Origin of the sequence: Microbacterium jejuense, assembly GCF_019511665.1 — a bacterium.
Classification (GTDB): domain Bacteria; phylum Actinomycetota; class Actinomycetes; order Actinomycetales; family Microbacteriaceae; genus Microbacterium; species Microbacterium jejuense_A.
In genome coordinates this window covers 248,190-273,362 of sequence record NZ_JAEUAW010000002.1, presented here as the reverse complement: position 1 = coordinate 273,362, position 25,173 = coordinate 248,190, and the positions used below count along the sequence as shown (strand labels likewise).

Below are 25,173 nucleotides of genomic sequence, written 5' to 3'. Positions count from 1 at the left end.
TAGGACTCGCAGGGCCAGGACAGCACGGCGCGCAGCGCGCAGACTGGAGCCATGGAAGCGTGGGAGTTCGGCAGCGCCGTGCGCCGCTGGCGCGACCGGGTATCGCCCGAGGCCGCCGGCATCCCTCACGGAGGACGTCGCCGCGCGGCAGGACTGCGCCGCGAGGAGCTCGCGACGCTCGCCGGCATCTCGGTGGACTATCTGACCCGCCTCGAACAGGGACGCGCGACGGCGCCGTCCGAGCAGGTCGTCGAGGCGCTCGCGCGCGCACTGCGGCTCTCGGACGCCGAGCGCGACCTCCTCTTCCAGCTCGCCGGGCGCAGCGCACCGGGAGCAGGTGTCGTCTCGGCGCGCATCCCTGCCAGCATCCAACGGCTGCTCGACCGGTTCGACGGCATCCCCGTCGTGGTGTACGACGCGGCGTGGAACCTCATCGTCGCGAACGCGCCGTACGACGCGCTCATGGGACCGACCGCCGAGCTGCGCGGCAACGAGCGCAACGGCGTGTGGCGCAACGTCGTCGGCCCGCGCTCCCGCGCGCGGCAGACCCCCGAGGAGCACGCCGAGCAGGTCGCCGGCCTCGTCGCCGACCTGCGCACGACGGTCGCCCGCTATCCGCACGACGCGCGCCTGCGCCGCCTCGTCGCCGACCTCCGGGCCGCGAGTCCCGATTTCGAGATGCTCTGGAAGACGGTGACGGATGCCGCACCCCGCGAGCAGTCACGCCACAAGATCATCGACCACCCGGCCGTCGGCCCGATCACCGTCGACTGCGACACCCTCGTCGTCGCGCAGGACGACCTGCGGATCATGGTCTACACCGCAGCCCCGGGCACCGAGGACGCCGAGCGCCTGCAGCTGGCGATCGTGCTCGGGACGCAGTCGCTCGTGGAGTAGCCGCCGCGCACGCCGCCTCGACGCTGGATGTCGGGGGGTCTGGCTACGGTCGCTTCCGTGGCAGTTCGTGATGCGCTGGCGGGGCTGGATCCGGCACAGCTGGAGGCCGTCGAGCACGGCGACGGACCGCTCGTGGTCGCGGCGGGGGCGGGGACCGGCAAGACGCGGGTCCTCACGGCACGGGTCGCTCGGCTGCTGGAGGCGGGGGTGGCGCCGGAACGGATCCTGCTGCTCACGTTCACCCGGCGCGCGGCGTCGGCGATGCTCTCGCGCGCCGCGTCGCTGTGCGGCGACGCGCAGGCGGCGCAGCGCATCGCCGGGGGCACGTTCCATGCCGTGGCGCACCGCATCGTCGCCGAGCATGCGCAGCACCTGGGGCTGGAGGACGTCACGGTCATCGATCCCGACGACGTCATCGACCTGATCGACCTGCTGCGCGCGGAGCACGGACTCGACGGCACGGAGGTGCGGCTGCCCACCACCCGCACCATCGCGGACATCGCCTCGCGCGTGGTCAACACGGCGACCCCGATCCGCGCCGTCATCGAGGAGCAGTTCCCCTGGGCGCTTGAGCAGGCCGACCAGATCGCCGGGCTGCTGCGCCACTACCGCGACCGCAAGCGCGAGCGCGGCCTGCTCGACCTGGACGACCTGCTCATCGCCTGGCGGGCTCTGGTCTCTGATCCCGATGTCGGGGCGCGCCTGCGGGCACGGTGGGACTGGGTGCTGGTCGACGAGTATCAGGATGTCAATCAGCTCCAGGTCGACATCGTGCGGGGACTCAGCCCCGACGGTCGCGGGCTCACCGTCGTCGGAGACGACGCGCAGGCGATCTACGCGTTCCGGGGCGCGAGCGCCGGGCACCTGCTCGAACTCGTCGACGCCTACCCCGACGCCACGCTGGTGCGGCTGCAACGCAACTTCCGTTCCACGCAGCCGATCCTCGACCTCGCCAACGAGGTGCGCCCCGGCGAGCTGAGGCTGCGGCTGGTCGCCGACCGCCCGCAGCAGGGCGTCCGGCCGACACTCGTCACCTGTCGCAACGCCGACGACGAAGCCCGCACGATCGCCGACCGCATCCTTGCCGCGCACGTCGACGGCATGCCGCTGCGTTCGCAGGCCGTCCTGATGCGGACCGGGTCGCACAGCGCCCAGCTCGAGATCGAGCTCAAGGTCCGCGGCATCCCGTTCCACAAGTTCGGCGGCATCGGCTATCTCGAGACGTCGCATGTTCGCGACCTGCTGGCGAGCTTTCGGGTGGTCCTCAATCCGGCGGACGAGGTGTCGTGGTACCGCCTGCTCACGCGGCACCGCGCGATCGGCAAGGCGAGTGCGCGCACCCTCGCCCGGATCCTGGCGGACGGGGGCGTCAACCGCGCGTCCGACGCGGTCGCCGCCGCACCGGCGAAGGCACGCACCGGGCTCGCGTCCACTCTTTCGCTGCTCGGCGCCGTCGACGTCACGACCGCCGTGCCGGAGCTCGTGGAGGCATGCCGGGGCGCGGTGGACCCGCTGCTGCGCGCCCATTACCCGGACTGGCATCGTCGGGTGACCGAGGTCGACGGCATCGCAGAGGCCGCCGCGGCGCAGTCCGACCTGCGCACGTTCGTGAGCGAGCAGGCGATCGATCCGGTGAACGTGGCCGGCGATTGGGCGAAGCAGCCGCATCTCGACGAGGACTGGCTGACGCTGTCGACGATCCACTCCGCCAAGGGTCTGGAATGGGACGCCGTGCACCTGATGCGGGCGAACGACGGCGCGATGCCGTCCGACATGGCGCTCACCTCGTCCGCCGGTCTCGCCGAGGAGCAGCGGCTCTTCTACGTCGCGCTCACCCGCGCACGCGACACACTCGACGTGTACGCGCCCTCGCAGCTGCCCACGCATCCGACCGCGTTCCTCGCCAAGCACGTCGCCGCCAAGCCCAGCCGGTTCCTCACCGCGTCCGCGCGCGACCTCATGGAGTCGGTGAGCACCGCCGCCCTCACCCCCGAACCCGCGGTCGCGACGGCCGCCGTGACCGCGCGCGTGCGCACGGACGCCTTCGACGAACTCTTCGCCTGATCGGGCCACCGGCCGCCGCCAGCGCGCGTACTCGTCAGGAGCGTCGGCCCTCGGCTGCGGACTCCGGCGTGGGGGCCGGACGGCTGCCGGGACTCCACGCTGGAGCGGAGGGGTCGATCGCTTCGGCGACGCGGCGGCTGATCGTGCCGAGCTGACGCACCTGCTGCTCGGTGAGGGACTGGAAGACGAGCCTCTCGACGAGCGAGTGATGTGCCGGCGTCGACCGCGCAACCGTCTCGTGGCCGGCATCCGTCAGCGTCGCGAGCGTCACCCGACCGTCCGTCGGGTCCACGTGGCGGCGCACCCACCCCTTCTTCTCCAGGCGCGAGATCGCACGGGAGAGTCGTGACAGCGTGCTGCTCGCGTAGCCGGCAAGCGTGCTCATGCGCAGCGTGCGCCCGGGCGCGCTGTCGAGCGCGAAGAGCACTCCGTGCTCGAAGTGCGTCAGGCCGCTGTCGCGCTGGAGCTGGGCGTCCAGCGCGGCGGGCAGGCGCTCGAGCAGCGTCGCGACCGACGCCCACACCTCGAGATGGGCCGGGCTCAGTCCCGTGGGCTCGGGGGAATGCGACATGCCACGAGGCTACCGCGCAGAAACTTGCCTGGGAAAGCGATAAGGACTACGTTTACTTGCTCAGGAAAGTAAATGCCTGCCGCAGGCGGGCGAGGAGGAGACACGCATGGAACTGCACCTGCACGGCAAGACGGCCTTCGTGAGCGGATCGACGCAGGGGATCGGCTTCGCCATCGCCTCGGCGCTGGCGGCCGAGGGAGCTCGCGTCATCGTGAACGGCAGGTCGGCGGAAGGCGTGGATGCGGCAGTGGCGAACCTGCGCGCCAACTACCCGGGAGCGGACCACAGCGGTCGGCACGCGGACTTCGCCGAGCCTGCTGAGGTCGAGGCGCTGCTGGGAGAGCTCGACGACGTGGACATCCTCGTCAACAACGTCGGACTGTTCGGGCTGGCCGAGTTCGAGTCCGTCACCGACGCCGAGTGGGCGCGCTACCTCGAGGTCAACGTCATGAGCGGCGTGCGTCTGTCGCGTCACTTGCTCGGCGGGATGCTGCGGCGCGGGTGGGGGCGCGTGCTGTTCGTCAGCAGCGAGTCGGGCGTGAACGTGCCGGCCGACATGATCCACTACGGCGTGAGCAAAGCGGCGATGATCGCCCTCGGCAACGGGCTCGCCAAGCTCACCCGCGGCACCGGCGTGACCGTCAACACCGTCCTGGGCGGCCCCACCTACTCGGCTGGCGTCGCGGCGACGGTCGAGTCGATCGCCGCATCGCAGTCGGCTCCTGTCGACGCCGTCAAGGCGGCCATCATCGGCCAGAACGGCACCACCCTCCTGGAGCGGTTCATCGAGCCCTCCGAGATCGCGAACCTCGTGACCTATCTCGCGAGTCCCCTGGCCTCGGCGACGAACGGTGCGGCCGTGCGCGCCGACGGCGGAGTGCTGACCGGGATGCTGTGACGTCGAGGCGCGACCGCCCGATTGGCTACCGTGGATGCCGCATCCCTGTGCCCCCGCCGCGCCCGCGGCTCAGTCGCGCGAACTCGCGTTCACACTGCCCGATCGCTCCTGGCCGGTGAGGCGGGCGATGGCGGACATCATGCGCTCGGTGATCTCACGACGGGCCTTGCCGTCGGGCACGCCCTCCAGGTCCGAGAGGTCGAGGGGCTCACCGAAGTGCACCTCGATGCGGGGCCTGCCGGGCAGCAGGTGACGGAAGGGCTTCACCGCTCCGGTCCCGATCAGGCCGACGGGCACGACCGCGGCGCCCGTCTCGCGGGCCATCCACGCGGCGCCGCCGTGACCCTCGTGCAGCTTGCCGTCGCGCGAGCGGGTTCCCTCGGGGAACACCGCGAACACGCTGCCGGCGCGGAGGATGCTGCTGCCGGCGTCGAGCGCGGCACGGGCGTCTCGACCGGTCGCGCGGTACACGGGGACGCCGCCGATCGACGTGAAGAACCAGCGCATGAAGCGACCGAGCACTCCCGAGCCCGTGAAGTACGACGACTTGATGAGGAACTGCACCGGGCGAGTCGCCGACGTCGGGATGATGACGGTGTCGAGCGACGCCAGGTGGTTGCTCGCCAGCAGCACCGGACCCTGGGCAGGCACGTTGCCTCGACCCGTGATGCGCGGCCGGTACATCAGCCAGAACAGAGGCCTCAGGACGACCCGTCCGACGAAGTAGACGGCACCCGGCCGCGGTGCGGGGGCGGGGGTCGATACGGGCGCTGTCACCTGGCCACCCTACCTTTGCTCGTCGATGCCGCCTGTGGACAATCAGAATCGGCGTCGAGGCGTAGCCGCTAGGTTCGGCTCATGTTCTTCGGCTTGGACGGCTGGTTCTTCGTGCTCTTCATCTACGGTGGCCTGCTCGCGATCATCGCAGCAGCGCTGTATGTCGTCGTGCGTCTGGGCGTCCTGCACGGGCTCAAGGCCCACACTCGCTGGGTCGATCGCGGAAAGCCCTGATCGGCCCGTCGCCGAGGCGGCGGGCCTAGAGTCCGTAGGTCTCCGCGGCCGTGGCGCCCCAGAACGCGTCCGGCCGGTCACCCCAGGCGATGGCCACGTCGTCGACCAGTCGCGCGTACGACGTCACTCGCGACGACATCGGCCAGTCGCTGCCGAACATGAGCCGGTCGGCACCGAGAAGAGTGGATGCCGTCGCCGCGAGCGCCGCCAGACGAGCGTGGTCTTCGACCCCTGTCACGAGGCCCGAGAACTTCGCAGCGGTGTGGGGCTGGGCCGCCACCCGCCGGAGCGACCCCTCCCACTCCGGGGTCGGCACTCCGGCACCGAGACCCAGGTGGCAGAGCACGAACCTCGTGTGCGGATGCCGTGCTGCGACTCGCGCGACGGCGTCCAGTTGTGCGGGGCGGACCAGGAACTCGACGACCCGCCCGGACTCCCCGGCACCGGAGCAGAGAGCGTCGAGGCCCGGGACGTCCGACAGGTCGGCGGCACCGCCGGGCGTTGCCACGCGGATGCCATGCACGCGGTCGTTGAGCACGCTCGTAGCGAGGCCGGCCCAGCCTTCGGGGCCCGGGACGTACTGCAGGACCACGGCGCGCACGCGGGGGTCGGTCGCGGCGACCTTCAGCAGCCACTGCATCTCGGGCAGGGTGTCGCCGGCCTGCACGGCGATCGCCGTGGTTGCGTGGTGCGTCTCGAGGTCGGCTTGCGGCGTTTCGTCTCGCTCGTTCCTCGCTCGCTCAACGAGCGGGAAGGCGACGGGGGGCGTGTCGAGGTCGGCTTGCGGCGTTTCGTCTCGCGAGTCGGTCGCTGAGCGAGCGCCGGCGAGACGAAGCGTCCCCGCTCGCTCAACGGGCGAGGCAGTGGAGGAGTGGAACGCCTCGGGCGACGCCTCGCGCGGCAGGCCCATGTCGTCCCGGAACCACGAGAGCGAGAACCGCGAGAGGTCCCACAGGTGGATGTGCGCGTCGACGATCGTCACAGGCGCTCGATCTCGGCCCACAGCTCGTCAGGGATCTCAGCGTGCTCGGCGAAAGCGAAGTCGTGGACCTCGGCCGGCGTCCGGGCGCCCACCACCACGGCCTCGACCGCCGGCAGGCGCAGCGGGTACCGCGACGCCATGTGCCGCAGTTCGACCCCGAACCGCGTGCACAGGGCGGCCAGCTCGCGCGCCCGTTCCTGCATCTCGGCCGGAGCCTCGCGGTAATCGAAGTACGGCGTGTTCACGGGGTCGGCGAGGATGCCCGAGTTGAACACCCCGGCCGCCACCACGCCCACCCCCCGCTCCGCCGCGGCCGGCAGCAGCGCGGACTCACCGCGGTGGTCGAGCAGGGTCGTGCGCCCGGCGATCATCACCACGTCCACGTCGGCCTCGCGCACGAACCTCGTCAGCGGTTCGGGCCACACCATGCCGACGCCGATCGCGCGCACCACACCCTCGGCGCGCAGCCGCACCAGCTCAGGGATCGCCGACCGCAGCGCCTCATCGACATCGACCGGATCGTGCAGGTACAGCAGGTCGATCCGGTCCGTGCCCAGCCGGGCCAGGCTCCCCTCCAGGCTCCGCAGCACGCCGTCACGCGACAGGTCCGCCACCGTGTCGGTGCCGACCTCGCCCGACGGGACCGCAGCGCCGCCGGCATCCACGATCCTGCGACCCACCTTCGTCGCGATCACGACGGAGTCACGCGGCACCCCGGCGAGCGCACGCCCCAGCCGCGCCTCGCTCGCCCCCGCGCCGTAGTGCGGCGCCGTGTCGAAGAACCGGATGCCGGCGTCCAGGGCAGCACCGACGGTCGCGTCCGCGTCCGCATCGGCCACCGCGGTGAACAGGTTGCCGATGGGCGCGCAGCCCAGCCCGAAGGTGTCGGAGGCGCCCGGCGTGGGTGTCAGCGGGCGAAGGCCTGCGCGGAACGCCACAGCTCGTACTCCTCACGCGAGTCCGGCGTCAGAGGGTAGTAGTCGCTCAGGCGCGCGCCCTCGTCGAGGCGGCGGCGGCTGAATGCCTCCCAGTCCTCGTGGTCCTGCGCGGACTCGAGCACGGCGCCGGCCATCGCCTGCGGCACGATGACGGGCCCGTCGCCGTCCGCGATCACGACGTCGCCGGGCATGCACAGGGCGCCGCCCACGGCGACGGGCACGTCGTACGCCCACGGGAACAGCTCGGTCTGCGACGCGTAGTGCGGCGTCGTGCCGGTCGACCACACCGGCAGGCCGAGGTCCTTGATGCGGTCGGAGTCGCGGATGCGACCGTCGACCACGATGCCCACGCCGCCCTTCTTGACGAAGTAGCGCGCCAGGATGTCGCCGATGCAGCCCGAGTACTTGCTGCCGAACGCCTGGATCACCAGCACATCGCCGGGCTTCACCTCTTCGAGCACGTGCCACAGGGCGGTGTGCCGTTCGACGTACTCCTGGCCGTGCCCCGATGCGAGGTCCTCCCGTTGCGGCATGAACTGCAGCGTGATCGCCGAGCCGACGACTCGCTGACCCTCGGCCAGCGGCCGCGGGCCCTCGACGAACGAGCGCGTGATGCCCATGCCGTGCAGCTTCGCGCACGCCGTGGCCGACGACACGCGCTCCAGGTCGCGCAGCGTCTGCGGATCGGCACGGCGGTATGCGTCGCCGCGCACCGGCAGCTCGAAGTCCGGCCGCGGGAACGGCGTGGCGAGATCAGACATGGGGCACTCCTTCGAGAGAGAGGGGAAAATCAGACAACGTCTCGGTTGCTGAGCGAGGAGCGCCAGCGACGAGACGAAGCGCCCGGTGCCGCGGCGTGACGCCGGAGTTCACCGTGTGCAGGGTCAGGTCGGCGCGGTGAGCGGGCGGCAGCTCGACCACGACGGCGTCGTCGCCGGCCTCGAGCTCGCGTGTCACCGAGACCGGGTGCCCGGGGGTGGACGCGTATGCGGTGCTGCGGCCGGGGTACACGCCGTCGGCGTCCGTGTGCGCCGTGACCGACGCGATGCGCCGCTCGCCGAACCGCGATGCCCGCACCACGACGCGGCGAGCGCGCGTGGTCGAGGTGTTGACGAGTGCGAGGTCGATGTCGTCGCCGTCGAGGCGCGAGACGAGCGCGGCCACATCCTGCGGAAGCCCGGGGCGACCGGCATCCGCATCCTCGTACGCGACCGCCGCGAACGGCAGCCCGCCGTTGTAGAGCACCTGCGGGGTGCCCGACACCAGCTGGCTGAGCACCTCGGTGACGACGGGGTTCACGCGCTGCCAGAAGTGCAGGTGTGCGGCATCCGGGTCGGTCGGCGCCCCCTGCATCAGCGCGACGCGGCGGGCCACCTGGCCGAGCGCCATCTCGAGCGCACGCTCGGGGTAGTCGGGCAGCTCGCCGTCGAGGAACGCGAGCCACGGGGCCTCGTGCCCCGCTTCGGCCTTGTCGCGGAACGGCTTGACGGGCTCCGCCATGGGAGGCAGGCCCTCGATCGCGCGGCGCAGGCGGGCGAGGTCGTCGTCGCGGCGCGACCACCACCACAGCCACAGCGGCAGCTCGAGCGGCATCGGGCCGTAGTCGAACCAGCCATGACGCCCGAACCGGTGGGGGACGAGGAGTGACGGGGTGGCGGCATCCTCACCCCACCGGGCGAGCCAGCCGCCCCGCAGACTGAACGGGGTCTCGGCGATCGGCGCCACGATCGCGTGGTCGAGCACGGTGTCGAGCACGGCGCGCGCCAGGTCGAGCGCGGAGTCGTCGCCCGTCACGAACGCCTCGTTGATGCCGGCGATGACCGTGGCCATGCCGATGGACGGCAGGCCGTGCGGCCACGTCCAGCCGTAGTGCCCTCCGTGCCAGCGGCCCTCGTGCAGGCCGCCGACGACGCCGTCGGGCGACACGTTGTCGGGGATCAGCCCGGCGTTCTCGGCCGCGCGCGCCCGCCAGCCGTCGACGTATGTGCGCAGCCAGGCGGCCGACGCCTCGTCGCCGTCGTACAGCCAGCGGTTGGCGACGAGGCTCGTCGCGGCGAGGTTGACGGCGACGTCTCCGGCGGCCGCGCGGTGCATCGCCTCGCCCATCGCCGTCGCGAGTGCGGGATCGGCCAGATCGTCCCATTCGTCGACGCCGGGCACGTACTCCAGCGGCAGTCCGTACGGGCGCATCTCGCGACGGTCGGCCGAATACGGCTCGGGCTGGTCGCTCAGGCCCGGTCGCGGACCAAGGGCGCCGTTGTGGGGCGCGGTGATGATGTTGCGGATGCCGTCGTAGTTGCCGTGCGCGGGGTCGGTGTAGAGCTCCGCGAAGCGCCGGGCACGCTCGGCGAACGCCGGATCGCCCGGGTCGGCGGCGCACAGCGCGTAGAAGAAGATGAGCGACTCGCCCTGGTGGAACCAGTCGTAGCCGTTCTCGTACTCATCGGTCACCATGCCGGCCGCGGCGAGCTGCGCCGTCACGCCCTCCCAGTGGTGCTTGGCCGCGGCGAGCACGTCGTCGCTGCCGCCCAGCAGGTAGAACGCCGGCCAGTTGAAGAACGGCTCGTACAGGTCGTCGACGCCGTCGCGGTCCTCGAAGACGGCGTCGAACTTCAGACCGCCGTCGGGCCGCGTGAAGGTCTCGGAGAACAGCCGCCAGGCGTCTTCGATCTCTGCGAACAGGCGGCGCTGCAGCACGGCCCAGGCGGGGATCGCCGTGAGCGGACGGGCGGGAAGGGGCTGCGGCATCCGTCAGCCCTTCGTCGCACCGGCGGCAAGGCCCCCGATGATGTGCCGCTGCATGATGATGAAGAAGATCACGGCGGGCGCGATCGCCAGCAGCAGCGTCGGGAACAGCACGGTGTAGTCGGTGGAGTACTCGCCGACCGCCGCGTACACGCCGGTGGTCACCGTGTAGATGCCCGAGCCCGGGCCGAGGATGATCTGCGGACTGACGAAGTCGTTCCACACGCCGATCGAGTTGAGCACGATGATCGTCGCGACCACGGGGCGCATGATCGGGAAGATGCACGACCAGAACGCGCGCATGCGGCTCGCGCCGTCGAGCGCGGCGGCCTCGTCGATGTCACGCGGGATCGTGCGCAGGTACGCGGCGAACAGGAAGATCGTCACCGGCAGCGTCGCGGCCGTCTCGAACAGGATGAACCCGGGGATGGTGTTGATGAGGCCGAGCACCCGCAGCACGAACACCACCGGGATGAGGGTCACCTGGCCGGGGATGAACAGCCCCGACACGAACACCACGAGCAGCGCCACGTGCCAGCGGGTGCGGCCGCGGGCGATCACGTACGCCACCGGCGCCGACAGCACGATGCAGAAGAAGTTGACCAGCGCGACGAACAGCAGCGTGATGCCGTAGGCGCCCACGACGTTGAACTTCTCGCTCGTGATCGCGTTCCACAGGTAGTCGAACGTGAACATGTCGGGCGTGATCAGCAGCGGGTGCAGCACGATGTCGGCCTGCGGCTTGAAGGCGCTGATCAGCAGGATGTACATGGGCACGAGCATGATGAGCGCCAGTGCGCCCAGCAGCACCCACTTGACGATCGACACCGCGAGCGGCGTCCGCTCGGCGGCGGAGCCCGGGCCGCGGCGGCGGCCGCTGCGACGCGGCTTGCGGCGGACGTCGGCGAGGTAGACCTCGCCCGCGATGCTGGGGCCGGTGGTCTCGGTCGAGATGGTCATGATTCGCTCGCCTTCTGGTCGGCGCCGCGACGGGCGAAGGTCACGGCCAGGCCGATGACCGCGGTCACGACGAGCAGCACGATCGACTGCGCAGCGCCGAATCCGAGGTTCGCGTGCGCGAACGAGTCACGGAGGATCTGGTACACGATCGTCTGCGTCGAGGCGGCGGGGCCGCCGTCGGTCAGCGCCAGGATGATGTCGTACGCCTTGAGCAGACCGACGAGGGTGAGCACGAGGTTCACGGTCACGACCGGCGCGATGAGGGGCACCGTGATGCTCTTGAACTGCTGCCAGCGGGACGCGCCGTCCACCGTGGCCGCCTCGTAGTACTCGGCGGGCACGGACTTGATGCCGGCGAGATAGAGGATCATGTTGAATCCGAAGTGCGACCACACGATGGTGGCGATGACGCTCACCTTGGCGAAGGTCACATCCGTCAGGAACGGGAGGGGGCTGACCCCGAACTGCGTCAGCAGCGAGTTGATCGCCCCCTGCGGCGAGAGAATCGCCGACCACAGGAACCCGATGATCAGCGCACTGATGATGTACGGGTAGAAGAAGATCGTGCGCATCACGGTGTTGGTGCGCGTGTTGCCGGCGATGAGGGCGGCGACGCCGAGCCCGATGCCGTTGCAGAGGATGGTGCCGGCCACCGCGATGACGGCCGTGAAGGCCGCGGCGTCGAGCGTGCGCGGGTTCTTGAACGCCTTGGCGTAGTTGTCGAGCCCGATGAAGTCGAAGTGCAGGCTGTAGCCGTTCCAGTCCGTGAAGCTCAGCACCACGGCCAGCAGCATCGGGATGAGGAACATCGCGATGAACACGATGAGGGCGGGGCCGGCCATGATCGCGCCGGCGAGGCGATCCTGCCACGAGGTGAGCCCGCGCCGGCGGGTGGTCGCCTTCGCCCGGGGACTCGTGGTGCCCGCGAGGCGGGCCACGGTGTCGGCCATTTCAGTCTGCTTTCGTGTCGTCATCGAAACGAGGGATGCCGGGGGTCTGCCGCCGCGCCGGCTCGGCAGCGCTCATGCGTCACCGGCGCGGCGGCAGGTCATCACGGGATGTTCGCGGCGAACCAGGCGTCCATCGCGCTGTTGACGTCGGCGGCAGGCGTGCCGCCCAGCAGCGCCTGCGTCTGCGTGTTGATCTCGCCCGAGTAGCCGTCGGGCAGCTTCTTCTCGCCGTAGCCGCCGCCCGTGGGCGTGTACGACGACGCCGGGGTGTCGGACACGATCTGCAGCAGCTCCTTGCCGAGGTCGGTCATGTCGTACTCGTACCCGTCGCGGTAGTTGCCGTCGACCTCGAGCTGGCTCATGACGGCGTCCTCGTCGGTGACGAGCCACTCGACCAGCTTGGCCGCCGCGTCCGCGTGCTTCGACTCCTTCATGATCACGTACGGGCTCGCGATGTTGGCACCCATGGCGGGGTCGTCGACGCCGTCGACCGCGGGGCCGCGGAAGACGCCGATCGGCGCCGGGTCGGTCGCCTTCGCCTCGCTGCCGACGAACCAGCTGCCCATCGGGTACAGCGCGGCGCCGCCGCTGAGGAAAGTCTGCTCGGCGTCCACGTACTTCACACCGAGCGCGTCGGCGTTGGTGTAGCCGTCCGCGATCCAGTCCGCGTAGAGGTCGGTGTAGTCGCCGTAGCTCTTCGAGAACGTGGTCTTGCCCGAGTTCATGTCGGCGTACCAGTCGGGGTTGTCGCCGACGACCGACGGCAGCGCGAGCGTCTGCAGCGCGTGGCTCGACATCCAGTCGCCACCGGTCTGGATCGGCGTCCAGCCGGCGTCCTTGAGCTTGCCGAGGTCTTCGGTCAGCTCGTCGACCGTGGTCGGGACCTCGTCGATGCCGGCCGCGGCGAACGCGTCCTTGTTGTAGAACCAGAGGCTCTGCAGCTGCACGCCGACGCCGGCCATGTAGTACTTGCCGTCGATCGAGTACTGGTCGGCGAGCGGACCGTTCGTGGCCCAGTCGTAGTCCGACAGGTCGACGAGCTCTTCGGCCAGCTCGGGCGACGGAGCGACCGACTGCACGACGTCGGGCGCCTGGCCGGCGGCGAGCAGGCGCGGCACCGCGGCGCTCACGCCCTCCTGGCCGGGGTTGTCGATCACGACGTCGATGTTCGGGTTGGCCTCCTCGAACGGTGCGACCAGCTCGTTCCACCAGTCCTCGGTGAGGTTGGGTGTCACGTTCACCAGAACGCGCAGTTCGACCTTCTCGTCCTTGCTGTCACCCCCGCTCGGCGCGCTGGAGGAGCAGCCGGCAAGGAGCGTCACGGCGGCCGCTCCGGCGCCGATCGCTGTAAGGGTACGTCTGCTGATCATCATCGATCCTCTCGTGGGCACATCATCGGGACGGGTCGAACATACACTAATCGATAATCGGTTATCAACAATGTGTTCTCATCGCGCGTCGAATCTCACGACCGCCGGCCCGGTGGGCTCCGCCGGGACGTCGACCACGAGGATGTCGCCACGGCGCTCGGCCGCCACGGCCCGGCCGTCGAGGGTCGCCGCGGTGGCAGCATCCACTCCCTCCGGAGCGGCGATCTCGACCCGGCCGCTCGCGTCGATGACGGCGTTCGCGTGCGCACCGGTGCGCGTCCAGCGCGCCCACGGGTCATCGGACGACGGCGCCCCGCCCAGAGGCCGCGACCCGAACACTGCGTCGCCGTGGCGGGCGTTCCACGCGCCGAGCGCACGGAGGGTCGCCGCCTGCGGCTCGGGGAGGGTTCCGGATGCCGTCGGCCCGACGTTCAGCAGCAGGTTGCCGCCGCGCGCCACGACGTCGACGAAGAGCCGGATGGCCGCGGGTCCGTCGAGGTTGTGCTCGGGTCCCTCGAGGCGGTTGTAGCCGAAGGAGTACCCGATGCCGCGGCAGTTCTCCCACACCTCGGCCGACTCGCTCGCGCGGTGCGCCTCGTACTCGCTGGTGAGGAAGTCGGCGTGCACGCCGCCCCAGCGGTCGTTGACCACGCCGTCGGGGGCCGCCGCGTAGAAGCGGTCGAACACGTCCACGAGGCTGAACGGACCGGGCGCGTGTCCGGCGGTCGGCCACCCGATGTCGCCCCACAGCAGGTCGGGGCGGTAGCGCTCGATGAGGTCGACGACGTGGTCGTGCGCATACTCCGCATAGTCGGCGCCGGCGGGCACCACGAGCTGCGCGTCGGACTCGATCGGCGCCGCAGGAGCCGCGTGCCAGTCGAGACCGCCGGAGTAGTACGCGCCGAACCGCAGCCCGGCCGCGCGCGTGGCCGCGGCGAACTCCCCGACGAGGTCGCGCCGGGCTCCGCGCGCGACGGTGTTGCGGTCACCGGTGTGAGGGGCGTCCCACAGCGCGATGCCGTCGTGGTGCTTGGTGGTCGGCACGACGTAGCGTGCACCGGCTTCGGCGAACAGCGCCACGAGCGCGTCGGCGTCGAACGCCTCGGCCGTCCAGTCGTCGAGGAAGTCGTCGTACGGCCGCCCCTCGTACGTCAGCCGGTGGTGCTCGGCGGCCGGACTGCCCGCGATGCGGATCGTGTTGGCGTACCACTCGGCGTACGGGTTGTGCCGGTACCACCGCGTGTCGTCGATCGTCCCCAGGGCGCCGATGGGCTCGGCCCACGCGGGCACGGAGTAGGCGCCCCAGTGAACGAAGATGCCGAGCTTGGCGTCGCGGAACCACTCCGGCACCGGCCTCTCGAACCGCTCGTACTCCGCGGGGCGGGTCTTGACGTCATGGTCCATTCCGGGTCCTCCTCGCCGGGCCCCGCATCGGCGCGGGCCGGCATCGATGCTATCGATAACCGATGAACAGCCTGGCCCCGCAGCATCGCTCTCGGCCTCGCGGTTCCGGCAGAAGCCAGTGGATGCCGCACCACGGGTAGCGTGGCCGCATGACGATCCCGACACCGGCGCCGCCGACGTTCGACGCGCGGCCCCTCGTCGAACCGGTGCCGCCCGGAGCCGCGCACGCGTTCGTGCAGGAGCTCAAGCGGACGGGGCGCCTGCCGAGCGGCTCCGCCGCCGCGGTGGTGTTCATCGTGTTCGGGATCGTCGTGCTGCTCGTGTTCGGCTCGATCTCGCTGACCCTGATCACGGCCGTTCTCGGTGCGATGGCCGCCGCGGCTTCGGGCACGGGGGAGGCAGGGGCCGCCGGCATCCTCGCCGCCTTCCTGCCGCTGCTGTTCATCGGTGCGATCGTGACGGTCCTCGTGGTGGTGGGCGTCCGGATGCGGCGCAGCCGCGAGGAGCGCCTCTACCGTCTCGACCGGTTCGCGCGCGCGAACGCCATGTCGTACGTGCCCCGGTTCGACGACCCCGGGCTCCCCGGCATGATCTTCTCGCTCGGCAGCTCGCGCAACGCCACCGACCTCGTGCGCGGCGAGCGTCCGCGCTTCGTCGAGTTCGGCAACTACGCCTACACGACCGGCTCGGGCAAGAACCGGACGACCCACAACTGGGGCTACGTCGCCGTCAAGCTCGACGTGCCCCTGCCCAACATCGTGCTCGACGCCACGAGCAACAACTCGCTCTTCGGCTCCAACCTGCCGGCGGCCTTCGACAAGGACCAGCGCCTCAGCCTCGAGGGCGACTTCGATCGCTACTTCGACCTGTACTGCCCCGCCGGCTACGAGACCGACGCGCTGTACCTGTTCACGCCCGACATCATGGCGCGCTTCATCGACCACGCCGCCGCCCTCGACGTCGAGATCGTCGACGACTGGCTGTTCCTCTACTCGCGGCGGCAGTTCTCGACCCTGGACCCCGCCACGTGGGCGTGGCTGTTCTCGGTCGTCGGCGCGCTGCTCGACAAGTTCGCGCAGTGGGCGCGGTGGCGCGACGACCGCCTCGCGACACAGGGGTCGGTTCAGGATGCCGTCGCCGCGGGCACGCCGCAGGCCGCGGCCGCCGGCATCCCGAGCGTCACGCCGGCCGCGCAGGCCGTTCCCTTCGTCGCGCCGCTGGAGTCGCTGCGCCCGCCGCCGGGCGTCGCCCCGCCGGGGCGTCGGCTGCGCCAGCGCGTGCCGTGGCCGGCGATCATCGTGATCGCGGTGTTCGCACTGTTCTGGATCCTGTCGCAGGCGGGTGTCTTCGGTGCACTGGTGGGCGGCCTGTTCGGGGGCTGAGCCGGTCGGGGCGCGCACGTCCAGCCGGCGCGGAGGGCGCGGGCGTATGCTGTCGGGCGTGCATATGACGATCACGACGCCCGCTGGGCGTGAGGGGGTACTCGGCGCTCGACGCGCCGAGGGGATGTAGCTGTGCGCGTCGCCCGGTGTGAACCACGGTGACGCAGCCCGCATCATCCGCAAGCCGTCGGCTTGCGGCATCCCATCGTTCGCCGTAACCGGCGATCTCTCGTGAATCAAGGAATCATGCACGCATTCACCGAGAAGGACATCCGCGCGTCCTTCGTCAACGCTTCTCTCCGCGAGCGGAACTCGCTCATCGTCCCCGACCTGCGCGAGGTCGACTGGGACAAGCTCGACTACTTCGGCTGGCGCGACCCCAAGCAGCCCCTCGCGGGCTTCATGGTGGTGCCCGTCGACGACGCCCCCGTGGGCATCCTGCTGCGCCAGACCGAGCAGCGCACGCGCACCCGCGCGCAGTGCTCGTGGTGCGAGGACGTCACGCTGCCCAACGAGGTCGTGCTGTTCAGCGCCAAGCGCGCCGGCAAGGCCGGCCGCAACGGCGACACCGTCGGCACGCTGCTGTGCGAGAACTTCGAGTGCTCCGTCAACGTCCGTCGCCCGGTGCCGCCCGCGTACCTCGGCTTCGACGTCAAGGCCGCGCGCGACCGGCGCATCGCCGCCCTGCGCGAGCACGCCGTGGGCTTCGCCCGCGACATCCGCGACAGCGCCTGACGCCGGGATCCGAGGCTTGCGCGAGGCTCAAGCGTTTCGTCTTCGGGCGCTAGAGCGCCCTCCGCTCAACGACCGGGCAGTTCCGGTCGTTGAGCGGAGCGAGGAACGAGCGAAGACGAAACGCCCCGGGCAGTTCCGGTCGTTGAGCGGAGCGAGGAACGAGCGAAGACGAAACGCCCCGGGCCGTCCGGCGGGCCGGGGTGCCGGCATCGACCCGTGACGGATGTCACGGGCACCTCGTGACGCCCGTGTGAGGCCGCGGCTGCGCCCTGCCGGAACCATGGAGACATGGAGATCACACAGACCACGGCGGCCGCCGGCACCGCCGCGACGGCCGCCCCGCGGTGGGCCGTCGACGCGACCGACCTGCACAAGAGGTTCGGCGCCGTCACTGCCGTCGACGGCGTGACGCTGCAGGTGCGGCCCGGCGAGATCGTCGCGTTCCTCGGTCCGAACGGCGCCGGCAAGACCACGACCATCGACATGATGCTCGGGCTCTCGCACCCCGACGCGGGCGCCGTCACGGTGTTCGGCGAGTCGCCCCGCGCGGCGATCGCCCACGGCCTGGTCAGCGCCGTGCTGCAGACCGGCGGCCTGCTCAAAGACATCACGGTGCGCGAGTCGCTCGACCTCACCGCGAGCCTGTTCGCCGACACGCGTCCGGTCACCGAGGTCATGCAGCGCGCGGGCATCAGCGAGATCGGCGACCGCCTCGTCGGGCTGTGCTCGGGCGGTCAGCAGCAGCGGCTGCGCTTCGCGATGGCGCTGCTGTCGGACCCGGGGCTGCTCATCCTCGACGAGCCGACCACCGGCATGGACGTGGAGGGACGCCGCTCGTTCTGGAACGCCATCCGCGCCGACGCGGCCCGCGGCCGCACGGTGCTGTTCGCCACCCATTACCTCGACGAGGCCGACGAGTACGCCGACCGCATCGTGCTCATGAGCCGCGGACGCATCGTCGCCGACGGCACGACGGCCGAGATCAAGAACCTCGTGTCGGGACGCATCGTCCACGCGACCCTGCCGGGCGCCGACCCTGTCGCGATCGCCGCCCTCCCCGGCGTCGACGACGTCGAGACCAAGGGCGACCGCCTCGCGATCCACACCAGGGACTCCGACGCCGTCGCCCGGCACCTGCTGACGCAGACGCCGGCGCGCGACGTCGAGATCACCGCCCAGAACCTCGAGAGCGTCTTCCTCGCCCTCACCTCCGAAGGGGACAGGTCATGACCACCGCCACCGCCTCCGACCGCGTGCAGCTCGACCGCCGGGTGCCCCCGTTCGGCGGGTTCAACCTCACCTACCTGGGCATCGAGCTCAAGCGCAAGCTGCGCAACCGGCGCACGCTGATCTTCACCGTCGCCTTCCCCATCGTGATGTTCGTCATCATCGGCCTGCCGCTGCGCGACACCCCTCTCACCGCCACGCCCATCGCCGCCGGTGGACCCTCGGTCGCCGCCTACATCATGGTGTCGATGGCGATGTACGGCGCCATGATGTCGGCGACGCAGACCGGAGCCGCCGTCGCCGTCGAGCGCGCGCAGGGCTGGAGCCGCCAGCTGCGCCTCACGCCCCTCAACCCGCTGGTCAACGTGCTCATCAAGATGATCGCGGGCATGCTGTTCGGCGTCATCGCCATCGTCGCGACGTTCGCCGCGGGCGCGATCGCCGGCATCGAGCTCTCGCCGATCCAGTGGATCTCGACGGGCCTCGCCGCGTGGCTGCTCGCCGGGGCGGTCTTCACGACGCTCGGCCTGATGGTCGGCTACATGGTCCGCAGCGAGAACGTCGCGCAGATCACGAGCCTCGCCATCGTCGTGCTCGCCTTCATCGGCGGGCTCTTCTACCCCGTCGAGACGATGCCCGATTTCATGCAGGTCATCGCGCGGCTCACCCCTGTCTACGGCATCAGCGCGATCGCTCGCGAACCCCTCACCGGCGCCCCGTTCGACGCACTGGCGCTCCTCAACGCCGTCGTGTGGCTCGGCATCTTCATCGCGGGCACGGTGTTCTTCTTCCGTCGCGACACGAAGCGCGTGTGAGAGAGGCAGGTGGATGCCGGCGGCCGCGGCCGCCGGCATCCACGTCTCTCGTCCGGTTCCGGCCCCTCTCGTCGAGGACGCACGTCGTCGCCGAGCACGCACGTTATCTGCGTCCATGGCGTGCGTCTTCGGCGAGGACGTGCGTCCTCGACAGGGGAAGCGGGTCCGGACGGGAGCGAGTGGGGCGAGGAGTCCACGGCCCTAGGGTGAGAGACGAGGAGAGACAGTGTGAGCGACGAGTCCGAACGGCAGGCGTGGGGGCCGCTGTGGATCATGCGGCCCGGCGGCGGGCGGCCGCTCGACGGCTACACTGTGCCCTCCGTGCTGTGGTCGATGGCGGCGCTGCGCTGGTACATCGGCGGTGGCGTCTCGCTGCTGTGGCTGTTCAGCGCCGGTACCGAGATCGTCCACGCCGCCGGGTCGACGGCATCGGCGGTGCTCGGCATCGCGGTGCTGTCCGTGTACGCGCTGGCGTTCCTCGTCGCGACGCCGCTCGACTGGACGCTCGCGCGGCCGCGGCGCGTCGTGACGATTGCGGCGGTCTTCGCGCTGTCGTTCGCGCTGTGGCCGTGGCTCGGCTGGGGCGTCGGCACCCTGTGGACCTACGTCGGCGTGCTGATCGCAACCGCGCTGCTGCCGTGGCCGGCGACCTGGATGTCGATCTTCGGCCTCGCGGCCCTCGCGCTGCTGTTCGACGTCATCGACGTCGGGTGGAACGCCGACGTGCTGTGGGTGCCCGCCATCATCGCGTCGGTCTCGCTCATGATGGCCGCGTTCATGCGCTCGATCGACTCGCTCGGGCGCATGCGCATGGCGCAGCGGGAGGTCGAGCGCCTCGCCGCCGAACGCGAGCGTGGCCGTGTGGCACGTGACATCCACGACATCCTCGGGCACTCGCTCACGGTGATCACGGTGAAGACCGAGCTCGCCCGCCGGCTGGTCGACGCCGATCCCGAACGCGCGAAGGCCGAGCTCGCCGAGGTCGAGGCGCTCTCGCGCGGAGCCCTCGCCGACGTGCGGGCGACCGTCGCGGGGTTCCGCGGCGTGAGCGTCAGCGGCGAGCTGGCCGCCGCCCGCGTCGCCCTCGCCGCCGTCGACATCGACCTCGACGCGCCGGCGACCACCGAAGCGGTCCGCCCCGAGCACCGCGAGCTCGCCGGGTGGGTCGTGCGCGAGGGCGTGACCAACGTCGTGCGCCATGCGCACGCCAGCCGCTGCCGTATCCGCCTCGACGCCGACCGCGTCACCGTCGAGGACGACGGGATCGGTCCTGTCGAGGGCGAGGCCGGCACGGGATTGGCCGGCCTGCGCGAGAGAGTGGATGCCGCCGGCGGACGCCTCTCGGTCGGCCGGAGCGATCTCGGCGGCTTCCGCCTGGAGGTGACTCTGTGATCCGGCTGCTCATCGCGGACGACCAGGCTCTCGTGCGCGGAGCGCTCTCGGCCCTGCTCGGACTGGAGCCCGATATCGAGGTCGTCGCCGAGGTCGGCCGGGGCGACGAGGTGGTGACTGCGGCCATCGATGCCCAGGCGGACGTCGCTCTGCTCGACATCGAGATGCCGGGCATGGACGGGATCGCCGCAGCCGCCGCGCTGCGCTCAGCGCTCCCCTCGTGCCGCGTGCTCATCGTCACGACGTTCGGGCGGCCCGGGTACCTCGCCCGGGCGATGCGCTCGGGCGCCTCGGGGTTCGTCGTGAAGGACACGCCGGCCGCGCAGCTCGCCGACGCGGTGCGCCGCGTCGCGCAGGGCCTGCGCGTGGTCGACCCGGCGCTGGCTGCGGACTCGCTCGCCCAGGGCGTCTCGCCGCTGACAGAGCGCGAGACCGACGTGCTGGCGGCCGCCCGCACCGGCGGTTCGATCGCCGACATCGCCCGCATGCTGCACCTGTCGGAGGGCACCGTGCGCAACCACCTGTCGAGCGCCATCGGCAAGACCGCCGGACGCAATCGCGCGGACGCGGCGCGCATCGCGGACGAGAACGGGTGGCTCTAGCCCGGGTCAGGCGTGCAGGCCGAAGTGGCCGATCTCGCCGTCGTCGAGCATGCGCGACCGGATGATGAACCGGTTGCCCGTCGGGCCCTCGACGCTGAAGCCGGCGCCGCGGCCCGGCACGACGTCGATCGTGAGGTGCGTGTACTTCCAGTACTCGAACTGCGCGGCCGAGATGAACACCTCGATCGGGTCGTCCAGGCCGACCTCCAGTGCACCGAGCCGCACATCCGACGGCCCGGTGACGAACATGCCGACCGGGAAGCACATAGGCGCGCTGCCGTCGCAGCAGCCGCCGGACTGGTGGAACATCAGCCTGCCGTGCTGAGCCGTGAGCTGACGGAGAAGGGATGCCGCGGCATCCGTCACCGCCACGCGCGAGTAGGTGCGGGTCTGTGCCATCGGGACTCCTTGGTGTGTGCCGATCCCACGTTGAGCGGAGCGAAGACGAAACGCCGTGGCCGCACGGGCAGCTTCGCGCCCCACCCCGTTTCGTCTGCGGGCGCCAGAGCGCCCTCCGCTCAACGACCGGGGCCGCGGGGAGGGATGGCCCGGGTGGAGCGGGAGCCGCAGCCACCCGGGCCGGGGAGACGGCCGGTCGCGCACCCCCCGGAGGCGCGACCGGCCGGGGGAGGGCTCAGAAGAAGCCCATGCTGCCTTCGGCGTACGACACCAGCAGGTTCTTCGTCTGCTGGTAGTGGGCAAGCATCTTGAGGTGGTTCTCGCGGCCGATGCCCGACTGCTTGTACCCGCCGAACGCCGCGTGTGCGGGGTACTGGTGGTAGGTGTTCGTCCAGACGCGTCCCGCCTCGATGGAGCGACCGGCACGGTACGCAGTGTCGCCCGAACGGCTCCACACGCCGGCACCGAGGCCGTAGAGCGTGTCGTTGGCGATCGAGATGGCGTCGTCGAAGTCGTCGAAGCTCGTGACCGAGACCACGGGCCCGAAGATCTCCTCCTGGAAGATGCGCATGTCGTTCGTGCCCTCGAAGACGGTCGGCGCGACGTAGTAGCCGCCCGACAGGTCGCCGCCGAGGTCGACGCGCTCACCGCCCGCGAGCAGCTTCGCGCCGCCGGCCTTGCCGATCTCGATGTACGACAGGATCTTCTCGAGCTGGTCGTTCGACGCCTGCGCTCCGATCATCGTGGCCGGGTCGAGCGGGTTGCCCTGCACGATCTTCGACACCCGGTCGAGGCCGTCGCCGAGGAACCGGTCGTAGATAGAGCGCTGGATGAGCGCACGCGACGGGCACGTGCACACCTCGCCCTGGTTGAGGGCGAAGAACGTGAAGCCCTCGAGCGCCTTGTCGTAGTACGCGTCGTCGGTGGAGCGCGCGACGTCTTCGAAGAACACGTTGGCGCTCTTGCCGCCGAGCTCGAGCGTCACCGGGATGAGGTTCTGCGAGGCGTACTGCATGATGAGGCGCCCCGTCGTGGTCTCACCCGTGAACGCCACCTTGCGGATGCGCTTGTGCTGCGCGAGCGGCGCGCCCGCCTCGATGCCGAAGCCGTTGACGATGTTCACGACACCGGCCGGCAGCAGGTCGCCGATGATGTCGAACAGGAACAGGATCGACGCCGGCGTCTGCTCGGCCGGCTTGAGCACGACGCAGTTGCCCGCGGCGAGCGCCGGGGCCAGCTTCCACGTGGCCATGAGGATCGGGAAGTTCCACGGGATGATCTGGCCCACCACGCCCAGCGGCTCGTGGAAGTGGTACGCCACGGTGTCTTCGTCGATCTGGCTGAGCGAGCCCTCCTGCGCGCGCAGCACGCCCGCGAAGTAGCGGAAGTGGTCGACGGCGAGCGGGATGTCGGCGGCCAGGGTCTCGCGGACCGGCTTGCCGTTCTCCCACGTCTCGGCGACGGCGATGCGCTCGAGGTTCGCCTCGATGCGGTCCGCGATCTTGTTGAGGATGACGGCGCGCTCGGCCGGTGTCGTGCGCTTCCAGGACTCGAACGCCTTCCACGCGACGTCGACCGCGCGGTCGACGTCCTCGACGGTGCCGCGGCCGACCTCGGTGAACGGCTTGCCGGTGACGGGCGAGATGTTCTCGAAGTACTGGCCCTTGATCGGCTCGACGAACTCGCCGCCGATGTAGTGCCCGTAGCGGGGACGGTAGTCGGCGATCGAGCCGCGCTGCCCGGGGGCGGCGTAGACGCTCGAGACGCCCTCTTCGACGATGGTCATGCTGGTCTCCTTCGACGCTTCGGCGACGGTCGTCGTCACCTGCGAAGAAGGTAGGCCGCGCAACGTTGCATGACGTTGCGCGGCCCGTGCGGGCCGAGGCAGCCGTGCCGGCTCACGCCCCGAGACGCTCGCGCACGCCTGCGAAGTGGGTGTTCTCCATGACGCCGAGGAGGTTGCCGAACGGGTCGACGACGGATGCCGTCACGAACCCTTCCCCGCGCACCGTGACCGGCTGGAACTCCGTCGCGCCCCGTTCGAGGAGCGCCGCGTTGACCCCCTCGACGTCGTCGACCTGCCAGTACAGGATGGGCCCGCCCGGCGCGGTCACGGCATCCGGCCGGTAGGCCGCGTCGATGATGCCGAACTCGTGCTCGTACGGCCCGACGCGGAACTCGACGTACCCCGGACGCCGGAAGTAGGGCTGGATCCCGAGCACGTCGGCGTACCAGGCTGCCGCGGCGTCGAGGTCGGCGGCGTAGACGTTCTGGGTGGCGAATCCGTTGAGCATGAGGGTTCCTCTCTGTGGTGAACCCATCGTGACGCGCATTGCGGACACATCCGGTCCGCGATCAGACCTCGGCCTCGAGCTTCTCGATGCGTGCCACCAGGCCCGCCCGTCGCGGCGACCGGGCGGGCAGCATCGACAGGCATAGGCGCAGCAGCTCGAGGTCGTCGGCGCCGGCTGCGGTGTCGGCGAACGCCAGCAGGACGTCGAGGGATGCCTCGGCCATGAGCGCCTCGCGCAACGCGGTCCTCACGGTGTCGCGGAACTCCTCGACGCCGGGCGCGACCGAGTCGGGCAGCACGTCGCCGCGGTACGCCGCGAGCGCGACCCGGTGGGCTCCTCGGTCGAGGAGTGACAGCACCTGGTGCGCGTCCGTCTCGAGCTCGACGCCCAGCCGGTACGGCCGCGACTCCGGGACGAGCGCCGGCGCCACCGCCGTGAGCGCTCGGCGCAGGCGCACCATCTCGGCCCGGAGCGTGACGGATGCCGCCTCTCCGGACGATTCGCCGTAGACGAGACCGCCGAGACGCTCGGCCGAGACGCCCTGACGGTGGACGGCGAGCATCAGCAGCAGCTCGGCGTGCCGCCCGCCGAGCTCCGACACCGTCTCGGTCCCGTCACCGGCGACCTCGAGCAGCGCCCGGTCGCGTCCCAGCACCCGCAGAGTCGCGCGTGTCCGCTCCGCACGACGTGCCGGTGCACGCCGTGCCGGGCTCGCGGGCTGGGCGCGGGCCTTGAGCCGGGCGACCAGGAGCTCCCCTTCGATGGCCCGGGCCGTGGCATCCACCAGTAGCTGAGCCTGCGGCGTGACCGCCTCGACGCCTCCGGTGACGTCGATGACGCCGAGGATGCCGCGCGTCTCGGGGTCGTGGACGGGAGCCGCGGTGCACGACCACGGCTGCACGAGCCGGTTGAAGTGCTCGGCGCCGCGGATCTGCACAGAGCGGTCGAGCGCGAGCGCGGTCCCTGGCGCGGCGGTGCCCACGGCTCTCTCGGACCAGTTCGCGCCCTCGACGAAGCCCATGTCGCCGGTCAGGCGACGCACGTTGTGGTCGCCCTCGACCCACAGCAGTCGTCCGGCCGCGTCGCCGACGGCCACGGCGACGCCCGACTCCGCAGGATCGCCGGGCAGCAGCAGGCCGCGCACCATGTCGATGACCGCGGCGAGGGGATGCGCCCGGCGATAGGCCTCGAGCTCGTCGGCGGTGAGGTCGAGGGGAGGGAGCCCCTCGGCGCCGGCGAGACTGTCGAGCGAGCGCCGCCACGAATCGCGCACCAGCGTGCGCACGTCGCCGAGCCGCTGGTCGCCGGCGTTGCCGGCCACGAGCTCCTCGTGGGCGCGCTCGATCAGCAGCCGTGAGGTCTCGGGTGACACCTCATGGCGTTCTGACCAGGGCGATGGCACGGCGGCTCCGATCGACGTCGGTGGAGCGTGCGTCCAGTGTAGGCGCGGCCGCGGCCGCCCGTGCACGACCACGTTTCGTCTGCGGGCGCCAGAGCGCCCTCCGCTCAACGACCGGGCCTGATCCCGACCGTTGAG

24 protein-coding genes are annotated in these 25,173 nt (G+C 71.0%); 10 read left to right on the top strand and 14 right to left on the bottom strand.

Features of this window, described 5'->3' with window-relative positions; all coding sequences use genetic code 11:
- Positions 1-51 precede the first annotated feature (51 nt).
- Positions 52-897 (top strand): helix-turn-helix transcriptional regulator, encoded by an 846-nt coding sequence (locus JNB62_RS03190; RefSeq protein WP_220299425.1) that lies wholly within the window; start codon positions 52-54, stop codon positions 895-897.
- Positions 898-954: 57 nt separating this feature from the next.
- Complete coding sequence (locus JNB62_RS03185; protein ID WP_220299424.1) at positions 955-2,961, top strand: ATP-dependent helicase; 2,007 nt, start codon at positions 955-957, stop codon at positions 2,959-2,961.
- 34 nt (positions 2,962-2,995) lie between these two features.
- Here the strand turns inward: JNB62_RS03185 and JNB62_RS03180 are convergent, their stop codons facing one another.
- Entirely contained in the window at positions 2,996-3,532 is a 537-nt protein-coding gene (locus tag JNB62_RS03180) for a MarR family winged helix-turn-helix transcriptional regulator (protein ID WP_220299423.1), read from the bottom strand.
- Positions 3,533-3,638: 106 nt separating this feature from the next.
- On the opposite strand from JNB62_RS03180, the gene JNB62_RS03175 reads away from it, so the two are divergent.
- Entirely contained in the window at positions 3,639-4,430 is a 792-nt protein-coding gene (locus tag JNB62_RS03175; protein ID WP_220299422.1) for an SDR family NAD(P)-dependent oxidoreductase, read from the top strand.
- Positions 4,431-4,499: 69 nt separating this feature from the next.
- Here JNB62_RS03175 and JNB62_RS03170 read toward each other — a convergent pair whose 3' ends face one another.
- Entirely contained in the window at positions 4,500-5,207 is a 708-nt protein-coding gene (locus tag JNB62_RS03170) for a lysophospholipid acyltransferase family protein (protein ID WP_308291706.1), read from the bottom strand.
- Between the two features lie 81 nt (positions 5,208-5,288).
- Here JNB62_RS03170 and JNB62_RS03165 point away from each other — a divergent pair, with 81 nt between their 5' ends.
- On the top strand, positions 5,289-5,441 hold the full coding sequence (locus tag JNB62_RS03165) for a hypothetical protein (protein ID WP_220299421.1): 153 nt from the start codon (positions 5,289-5,291) through the stop codon (positions 5,439-5,441).
- Between the two features lie 25 nt (positions 5,442-5,466).
- Here JNB62_RS03165 and JNB62_RS03160 read toward each other — a convergent pair whose 3' ends face one another.
- The 8 genes from JNB62_RS03160 to JNB62_RS03125 all read right to left on the bottom strand — a co-directional run bounded on the left by JNB62_RS03160 (position 5,467) and on the right by JNB62_RS03125 (position 14,790).
- On the bottom strand, positions 5,467-6,423 hold the full coding sequence (locus JNB62_RS03160; RefSeq protein WP_220299420.1) for an amidohydrolase family protein: 957 nt from the start codon (positions 6,421-6,423) through the stop codon (positions 5,467-5,469).
- Entirely contained in the window at positions 6,420-7,361 is a 942-nt protein-coding gene (locus tag JNB62_RS03155; RefSeq protein WP_220299419.1) for an aldo/keto reductase, read from the bottom strand. Before JNB62_RS03155 ends, JNB62_RS03160 begins: the two co-directional genes overlap by 4 nt.
- Complete coding sequence (locus JNB62_RS03150; RefSeq protein WP_220299418.1) at positions 7,331-8,122, bottom strand: ribonuclease activity regulator RraA; 792 nt, start codon at positions 8,120-8,122, stop codon at positions 7,331-7,333. The genes JNB62_RS03155 and JNB62_RS03150 overlap by 31 nt, the downstream gene beginning before the upstream one ends.
- Positions 8,115-10,109, bottom strand: coding sequence for a hypothetical protein (locus JNB62_RS03145; protein ID WP_223230892.1), 1,995 nt, complete (start codon positions 10,107-10,109; stop codon positions 8,115-8,117). The genes JNB62_RS03150 and JNB62_RS03145 overlap by 8 nt, the downstream gene beginning before the upstream one ends.
- 3 nt (positions 10,110-10,112) lie before the next feature.
- Complete coding sequence (locus JNB62_RS03140; RefSeq protein WP_220299417.1) at positions 10,113-11,066, bottom strand: carbohydrate ABC transporter permease; 954 nt, start codon at positions 11,064-11,066, stop codon at positions 10,113-10,115.
- Positions 11,063-12,016: a carbohydrate ABC transporter permease gene (locus JNB62_RS03135; protein ID WP_220299416.1), complete on the bottom strand. Its 954-nt coding sequence runs from the start codon at positions 12,014-12,016 to the stop codon at positions 11,063-11,065. Before JNB62_RS03135 ends, JNB62_RS03140 begins: the two co-directional genes overlap by 4 nt.
- 101 nt (positions 12,017-12,117) lie before the next feature.
- Positions 12,118-13,386: an ABC transporter substrate-binding protein gene (locus JNB62_RS03130; protein ID WP_220299415.1), complete on the bottom strand. Its 1,269-nt coding sequence runs from the start codon at positions 13,384-13,386 to the stop codon at positions 12,118-12,120.
- A 78-nt stretch (positions 13,387-13,464) separates the two neighbouring features.
- Positions 13,465-14,790 (bottom strand): alpha-L-fucosidase, encoded by a 1,326-nt coding sequence (locus JNB62_RS03125; protein ID WP_220299414.1) that lies wholly within the window; start codon positions 14,788-14,790, stop codon positions 13,465-13,467.
- Positions 14,791-14,939: 149 nt separating this feature from the next.
- On the opposite strand from JNB62_RS03125, the gene JNB62_RS03120 reads away from it, so the two are divergent.
- The 6 genes from JNB62_RS03120 to JNB62_RS03095 all read left to right on the top strand — a co-directional run bounded on the left by JNB62_RS03120 (position 14,940) and on the right by JNB62_RS03095 (position 20,943).
- Positions 14,940-16,172: a DUF3137 domain-containing protein gene (locus tag JNB62_RS03120; protein WP_220299413.1), complete on the top strand. Its 1,233-nt coding sequence runs from the start codon at positions 14,940-14,942 to the stop codon at positions 16,170-16,172.
- A gap of 246 nt (positions 16,173-16,418) precedes the next feature.
- A complete protein-coding gene (locus JNB62_RS03115; RefSeq protein ID WP_220299412.1) occupies positions 16,419-16,907 on the top strand; it encodes an FBP domain-containing protein in 489 nt (162 codons plus the stop codon).
- 288 nt (positions 16,908-17,195) lie between these two features.
- Entirely contained in the window at positions 17,196-18,137 is a 942-nt protein-coding gene (locus tag JNB62_RS03110; RefSeq protein WP_220299411.1) for an ABC transporter ATP-binding protein, read from the top strand.
- Positions 18,134-18,949, top strand: a complete 816-nt coding sequence (locus JNB62_RS03105; RefSeq protein WP_220299410.1) for an ABC transporter permease — start codon at positions 18,134-18,136, stop codon at positions 18,947-18,949. The genes JNB62_RS03110 and JNB62_RS03105 overlap by 4 nt, the downstream gene beginning before the upstream one ends.
- Positions 18,950-19,177: 228 nt before the next feature.
- The gene (locus JNB62_RS03100) at positions 19,178-20,341 is read left to right on the top strand and encodes a sensor histidine kinase (protein WP_220299409.1); all 1,164 of its coding nucleotides are present in this window, start codon (positions 19,178-19,180) and stop codon (positions 20,339-20,341) included.
- A complete protein-coding gene (locus tag JNB62_RS03095; protein WP_220299408.1) occupies positions 20,338-20,943 on the top strand; it encodes a response regulator transcription factor in 606 nt (201 codons plus the stop codon). The genes JNB62_RS03100 and JNB62_RS03095 overlap by 4 nt, the downstream gene beginning before the upstream one ends.
- A 6-nt stretch (positions 20,944-20,949) precedes the next feature.
- On the opposite strand, the gene JNB62_RS03090 is transcribed toward JNB62_RS03095, so the two are convergent.
- From JNB62_RS03090 to JNB62_RS03075, 4 genes are all read right to left on the bottom strand, one after another.
- The gene (locus tag JNB62_RS03090) at positions 20,950-21,342 is read right to left on the bottom strand and encodes a DUF779 domain-containing protein (RefSeq protein ID WP_220299407.1); all 393 of its coding nucleotides are present in this window, start codon (positions 21,340-21,342) and stop codon (positions 20,950-20,952) included.
- Between the two features lie 235 nt (positions 21,343-21,577).
- Positions 21,578-23,128 (bottom strand): acetaldehyde dehydrogenase ExaC, encoded by a 1,551-nt coding sequence (exaC, locus tag JNB62_RS03085; protein WP_220299406.1) that lies wholly within the window; start codon positions 23,126-23,128, stop codon positions 21,578-21,580.
- Between the two features lie 112 nt (positions 23,129-23,240).
- Positions 23,241-23,636 carry a VOC family protein gene (locus tag JNB62_RS03080; RefSeq protein ID WP_220299405.1) on the bottom strand — a complete coding sequence of 132 codons (396 nt, stop codon included), beginning with the start codon at positions 23,634-23,636 and terminating at the stop codon, positions 23,241-23,243.
- Between the two features lie 61 nt (positions 23,637-23,697).
- On the bottom strand, positions 23,698-25,038 hold the full coding sequence (locus tag JNB62_RS03075) for a transcriptional regulator (RefSeq protein WP_220299404.1): 1,341 nt from the start codon (positions 25,036-25,038) through the stop codon (positions 23,698-23,700).
- Positions 25,039-25,173 lie beyond the last annotated feature (135 nt).

What these genes read in the sequence shown, in the direction of transcription:
- JNB62_RS03190 (WP_220299425.1), top strand. Translation starts at nt 52, where the DNA reads ATGGAAGCGTGGGAGTTCGGCAGCGCCGTGCGCCGCTGGCGCGACCGG.
- JNB62_RS03180 (WP_220299423.1), bottom strand. Translation starts at nt 3,532, where the DNA reads ATGTCGCATTCCCCCGAGCCCACGGGACTGAGCCCGGCCCATCTCGAG.
- JNB62_RS03175 (WP_220299422.1), top strand. Translation starts at nt 3,639, where the DNA reads ATGGAACTGCACCTGCACGGCAAGACGGCCTTCGTGAGCGGATCGACG.
- JNB62_RS03165 (WP_220299421.1), top strand. Translation starts at nt 5,289, where the DNA reads ATGTTCTTCGGCTTGGACGGCTGGTTCTTCGTGCTCTTCATCTACGGT.
- JNB62_RS03150 (WP_220299418.1), bottom strand. Translation starts at nt 8,122, where the DNA reads ATGTCTGATCTCGCCACGCCGTTCCCGCGGCCGGACTTCGAGCTGCCG.
- JNB62_RS03145 (WP_223230892.1), bottom strand. Translation starts at nt 10,109, where the DNA reads ATGCCGCAGCCCCTTCCCGCCCGTCCGCTCACGGCGATCCCCGCCTGG.
- JNB62_RS03140 (WP_220299417.1), bottom strand. Translation starts at nt 11,066, where the DNA reads ATGACCATCTCGACCGAGACCACCGGCCCCAGCATCGCGGGCGAGGTC.
- JNB62_RS03135 (WP_220299416.1), bottom strand. Translation starts at nt 12,016, where the DNA reads ATGGCCGACACCGTGGCCCGCCTCGCGGGCACCACGAGTCCCCGGGCG.
- JNB62_RS03130 (WP_220299415.1), bottom strand. Translation starts at nt 13,386, where the DNA reads ATGATCAGCAGACGTACCCTTACAGCGATCGGCGCCGGAGCGGCCGCC.
- JNB62_RS03125 (WP_220299414.1), bottom strand. Translation starts at nt 14,790, where the DNA reads ATGGACCATGACGTCAAGACCCGCCCCGCGGAGTACGAGCGGTTCGAG.
- JNB62_RS03120 (WP_220299413.1), top strand. Translation starts at nt 14,940, where the DNA reads ATGACGATCCCGACACCGGCGCCGCCGACGTTCGACGCGCGGCCCCTC.
- JNB62_RS03115 (WP_220299412.1), top strand. Translation starts at nt 16,419, where the DNA reads ATGCACGCATTCACCGAGAAGGACATCCGCGCGTCCTTCGTCAACGCT.
- JNB62_RS03110 (WP_220299411.1), top strand. Translation starts at nt 17,196, where the DNA reads ATGGAGATCACACAGACCACGGCGGCCGCCGGCACCGCCGCGACGGCC.
- JNB62_RS03105 (WP_220299410.1), top strand. Translation starts at nt 18,134, where the DNA reads ATGACCACCGCCACCGCCTCCGACCGCGTGCAGCTCGACCGCCGGGTG.
- JNB62_RS03090 (WP_220299407.1), bottom strand. Translation starts at nt 21,342, where the DNA reads ATGGCACAGACCCGCACCTACTCGCGCGTGGCGGTGACGGATGCCGCG.
- exaC (WP_220299406.1), bottom strand. Translation starts at nt 23,128, where the DNA reads ATGACCATCGTCGAAGAGGGCGTCTCGAGCGTCTACGCCGCCCCCGGG.
- JNB62_RS03080 (WP_220299405.1), bottom strand. Translation starts at nt 23,636, where the DNA reads ATGCTCAACGGATTCGCCACCCAGAACGTCTACGCCGCCGACCTCGAC.